4 protein-coding genes are annotated in these 5,258 nt (G+C 35.8%); 2 read left to right on the top strand and 2 right to left on the bottom strand.

Features of this window, described 5'->3' with window-relative positions:
* On the bottom strand, positions 1-2,378 hold a 2,378-nt coding region (locus AB1422_11635), incomplete at its 3' end, for a carbohydrate-binding domain-containing protein (GenBank protein MEW6619966.1).
* A 62-nt stretch (positions 2,379-2,440) separates the two neighbouring features.
* Complete coding sequence (locus AB1422_11630) at positions 2,441-2,596, bottom strand: hypothetical protein (GenBank protein MEW6619965.1); 156 nt, start codon at positions 2,594-2,596, stop codon at positions 2,441-2,443.
* A gap of 407 nt (positions 2,597-3,003) precedes the next feature.
* Here AB1422_11630 and AB1422_11625 point away from each other — a divergent pair, with 407 nt between their 5' ends.
* Positions 3,004-3,165, top strand: a complete 162-nt coding sequence (locus tag AB1422_11625; protein ID MEW6619964.1) for a hypothetical protein — start codon at positions 3,004-3,006, stop codon at positions 3,163-3,165.
* A gap of 35 nt (positions 3,166-3,200) precedes the next feature.
* Entirely contained in the window at positions 3,201-5,132 is a 1,932-nt protein-coding gene (gene dxs / locus AB1422_11620; GenBank protein ID MEW6619963.1) for a 1-deoxy-D-xylulose-5-phosphate synthase, read from the top strand.
* Positions 5,133-5,258 lie beyond the last annotated feature (126 nt).

The following is a 5,258-nucleotide window of genomic DNA, read 5'->3' as shown; positions in this document are numbered from 1 at the left end:
AGGTATATACTGCCTGATGTGTTCGAGTTATCTTTGATATCGGCAATCAATCTATCATTTTCATAGACCTGAATTTGGTCACCATTAGCTACTATTTTATAATCAGCCCAGGTGCCAAGAGGTAAATCCCTTGATACTTCAGCAAGACAGGTCCAATTCCCATTTACTACTCTATATAAATTAAGATGGGTGCCAAATATCTGTAATACATATTGATTCTGTTCATCTTTGGCCCTAAAATTAATGTAGCGACAATCAGTCGCATAGGTTGTCTGAGTTGCCTTTATCCTTGTTTTAAGAATGAAATCTGAGTAAGTTTCTTTTAATTTGGCTATAGAGATAAGAGCCGTCATATTCTCTTGCTGATAGACTCCATCCTTCAAACTCCATTGTCCACTTACTGGTATTAAATCATATATCCTTTTACCTGTGTTTAATTCTTTAAAATTAAAGGTATTTAGTGGGATAGGGGTGTCTTTTTCAATCCCTAATGCCTCAAGGGTCTCATCATTTTTTATCTCTTGCTTTGCTCCATTTTGCATCAGATAAATCTTATCACCTTCTTGGTTTCTTATTACAGTCCCATTTGGATATTTGACTTGCTCAAATGTCATTACAGTCTCAAGTTTGTCTAAATTTTCTTTTGATACATTGATTATCGGATCAATATCTACATTAAATCTTAATGCCCCGGCGTAGTTCATCAATTCCTGACCAGGGACTACATTACTATCATCAACAGTACTATCTGGTTTCTGGTTTAACCCCCTATCGTATTTTACCCGGGTGTAATCCTCTGATTCGATAATTTTATCATCAATTTTGATATGGTCAATCCATAAAGTCCTATCTGCGGTGACTTGATGTAATATTTGAGAGTAATACTCATAATCTGTATGTGTAGGATGCCTATCTGTATCTACCCAGGTCTCTAACCATGAATATATATCCTGGTCATTAGGATAGACAACATCTATTTTATGGTTGCCTGAAGATAATGGCACAGTAGCAGTGTAGTCTTTGTATTCATCCGTTACAAACCATTCTTTTACTACCTGACCGTCAACACGCAATTGGATTAATGGGAATGAACCGCCAGATTGAGTGCCTTTTGCCTTGACTGAGATGGTATAAGGCTTGACATCTAAACCATACGCCTTCAGTGTCATCTCATCTGGTACTTCAATCTTTTTGTCCATCGTGGTGTAGTAATATTTATCGCCTGATTTAAGAATAGTGCCATTGGGATATTCTAAGTGCGGGAAAGATTCTGCATCATCCGGGATGTCTTGTAATTTTGCCAGTGGGACTTGTTTGACTTTTGAAATATCAAGGTCTAAATTCTGTAAGGTTCTGGTATCAGGGATAAGTTTTTTCTCACCTGCTGGTGTTATCATGTAGTATTGCTCATCATTAGTTTCAGAGTTTTTGAGTATACTACCGATTGGATATTCGAAGTGTGGGACTTCATTTCCTTCTGGAATGTTTTCTAATTCTGATGTAGATACCGGAATTGCCCTGGATTCGTCAAGGTCTAAGTTTTTTAATGTTGGTTCATCCGGTATTTTTCTTCTTAAGCCATATGCCATCAGGTAATAATCATTATCTGCTTTTAATAATGTGCCATTATCGTATTTTATGAGAGGGATTTCTTCACCATCCGGGATAAGTTCTAATTCCTCATCTGCAAGTGTGATAATTTGAGATTTATCTAATCCTAAGTTATCGAATGTTTTTTCATTTGGAATGCGTTTTTTAGTTCCTGAAATAATCATAAATCTATTATCCACTTCGCTTCTAACTAATGTGCCATCAGGATAAATGGCAGAAAATATCAGCGCTTTATCAAGGTCATTTACTTCCTCATCCAGATTTACATCGGCATTTTTGTAGCCTAATTTGACGAGCTCTTGTTTGTCTTCCCAACCGGGGTCATTTGAGGTTTTACCAAAGGCTTCTTTGAGAAGGTTTAAATTAGAAAGGTTATTATTAGCCCACAGGGTAAATATATCTTCCTGGTCTATCTTATTATCCTGGTTAAAATCAACCTCTTTATATCCTTCAATATCACCTTCCTTCTTACCAAATCCCTGTTCAATTTTATTTAGTTGAGCACTAATTTGTGGGGAATGTATCTTCAAGTCTGAGATACTTATTTTGCCATCATTATTCAAATCGAAATTTTTGTAGCCGGTGTTAGGGATAGGTTTTGTAGTATCTTCCCAGCCTATATCACCTACTTTTTTCTTCATTGCCTCACGCAACAATCCAAGTCGGACCATATTACCGAATGTTGAGTCAACAGGCTCATCTTCCTTTTTAGGTTGATGAGTGGTAAGTAATAGTTTGGGGTCTAACACAACATTATTAGTAGCCATTTTGGCACCTCCTCTGTAATTTAATTATAGTAAGCAGATTTAGCGGATTTAACGGTGGTGTCTTAATCTAGCATAAAGGTTGAAATAGTGTAAGAAAAGGAGATATGGGGATTATGGAGATAAGGAGATAAATTCATTCTAAAATTTTGGAAAGGACAATGAATAATCTCCATATCTCCCTTTATCTCCTTATCCCCTTTTGGACACCAAATCTGCATAGATTTCACTATTAGCGTTATTTTCAGACACCACCGATTTAACGGATTTAAAAACAAAAAAGCCTTCTTGACTTTAGATTAATGCCAGAAGGCTTACCTTTCTTTTTTTATTTTCCTGCTGAATTTATGATGACCATAGGGATAGGGATTCATCTTCTTTTTAGTCTCCTTCTTCATTTCCCTCCCTTGTTTGTATATTATACATATACCACATAATTTTAAATTTGTCAAGGGTTTTTTTCAATTTTTTTTCTGTAATGGGTCAGTTATCGGTGGTAAAAGATATTCCTCTCGCAAAGGCGTAAAGGACGCAAAGAAATTTGTAAGCGTTCAGGTGGTGTAAGAAAAGGAGATAAGGAGGGATATTATTAAAAAAAATTGAAATTAGTAGAAACTAATAGAAATTTATGGAAATTTGTTGTTTCCCACAATCAATTTCTACCTATTTCTATAAATTTCAATCTATTTCTATTATCTTATCTCCATATCTTCCTTATCTCCTTATCCCCCTTCTTACACTTTTAATGTATAACCTGAACGGTTACCAAACTCTTTTGTCTGTGCGGTGAACAGGTACAAAAAAATTATTGCAAATTTTAATTAAATGGTGTATAATAAAATTAAGATGGGAACAATGGAGTTACTTGAAGAGATTTCTTCTCCAGCAGAACTTAAAAAACTAAATATTAGCCAATTAAAAAAGATTGCAGATGAAATAAGGCAAGAGATAATCAAAACCGTTTCAAACACAGGTGGACACCTGTCCTCTAATCTGGGAGTGGTAGAATTAACTATTGCCCTTCATTATATTTACAATACCCCTGTTGATAAAATTATCTGGGATGTTGGTCATCAATGTTATGCCCATAAATTACTTACAGGTAGAAAATCACAATTTCAGACATTACGACAATATGGTGGAATATCAGGTTTCCCCAAGCGAGAAGAATCGTATTATGATGTCTTTAATACCGGTCATGCCAGCACTTCTATCTCCGCCGGATTAGGTTTGGCAATAGCGAAAGAATTTGAAGGTGATGGGTCAAAGAAAATAGTCGTGGTTATTGGTGATGGGGCATTATCTGGTGGAATGGCTTTTGAGTCATTAAATCATGCCGGCCAACTTCAAAAAGATTTGCTGGTTATTTTAAACAGTAACGAAATGTCTATCTCAAGGACGATTGGTGCACTTGCCGGTTATTTGAATAGACTTATAACGATGCCTATTTATTCTCGATTGCGAGAAGATATTCAAGAGTTAATTACTAAAGTCCCCAGAATTGGCACACCAATGAGCACATTAGTTAAAAAAGTAGAAGAGGGGATAAAAAATATATTAATTCATGGGGCATTATTTGAAGAATTAGGATTTAGATATTTTGGTCCCATTGACGGACATAACCTGGATTTATTAATTAATGTTTTAGGAAAGATTAAAGACTTAAAAGGTCCCCGGCTTTTACATATTTTTACGAAAAAAGGTAAAGGCTATGAGCCGGCAGAGAAAAATCCTGAGTGGTTTCATGGAACAAGCCCTTTTGACATTGCCACTGGCAAACCATTGGAGAATGAGAAATTATCATTCTCAGCAGTGATGGGAAAAACTTTAACTGATTTAGCGAAAAATGATTCAAAGATTGTAGCAATTACGGCGGCTATGGCTGAAGGCACAGGATTAAAATATTTTAAAGAAAGTCATCCGGAAAGGTTCTTTGATGTAGGTATTGCCGAAGAGCATGCCGTGACATTTGCCGCAGGAATGGCTTCAATGGGACTTAAACCTGTTTGTGCAATTTATTCTACATTCTTACAACGAGCTTATGACCAGATTTTGCATGATGTCTGTCTGATGAATTTACCTGTGGTATTTTGTATTGATCGGGCAGGAGTAGTTGGTGAAGATGGACCGACTCATCAAGGTTTGTTTGACATCGCTTATTTACGACATATTCCCAATCTGGTTATTATGTCCCCAAAAGACACAACAGAACTTGTAATGATGCTGAATCTGGCTATCTCAAGTAATCAACCTTGTGCTATTCGTTACCCAAGAGGTTGCCCACTTAAAATTGAAGAAAAACAAACCCCTTTTAAAATTGGTGAAGCCGAAGTTTTAGTCGAAGGTAATGAAGCAGTTATTCTTGCTCTGGGGAAAATGGTCTATCCCGCTTTAGAGGTGGCGAAAAACTTAAAAAACATCGGCGTCGTCAATGCCCGATTTGTTAAACCATTAGATAAAACTCTGATTTTAAATCTCAAAACTAAAAAAATCATCACCATCGAAGACCATATTGTTAGTGGTGGATTTGGAAGTGCTATTCTGGAGTTATTGAATGCAAATCAAATTCAGGATGTCAGGGTTAAATGTCTGGGATTTCCAGACCAATTTATCGAACACGGAGCAAGTGAAATACTTTTTAAAAAGTATGGGTTAGATGTTGAGGGAATTACTCAATCTATTAAGAAATTTTGTAAGCGTTCAGGTGGTGTAACAAAAGGAGATGTGGAGATTAAGGAGATAGAGAGATATTATTAAAAAAATTGAAATTAATAGAAATTTATGGAAATTTGTTGTTTTCCCCAATCAATTTCTACCTATTTCTATAAATTTCAATCTATTTCTATTATCTTATCTCCATATCACTCTTATCTCCTTATCCCC

The sequence above is a fragment of the bacterium genome (assembly GCA_040757115.1).
In the GTDB taxonomy this organism is placed as follows: domain Bacteria; phylum UBA9089; class CG2-30-40-21; order CG2-30-40-21; family SBAY01; genus JBFLXS01.
The sequence above is the reverse complement of the archived record's forward strand: the minus strand, read 5'-3'. Positions and strand labels throughout refer to the sequence as shown.

Coding starts and splice junctions, on each gene's coding strand:
- AB1422_11630 (MEW6619965.1), bottom strand. CDS start 2,596: ATGCAGATTTGGTGTCCAAAAGGGGATAAGGAGATAAAGGGAGATATG.
- AB1422_11625 (MEW6619964.1), top strand. CDS start 3,004: ATGGAAATTTGTTGTTTCCCACAATCAATTTCTACCTATTTCTATAAA.
- dxs (MEW6619963.1), top strand. CDS start 3,201: ATGGTGTATAATAAAATTAAGATGGGAACAATGGAGTTACTTGAAGAG.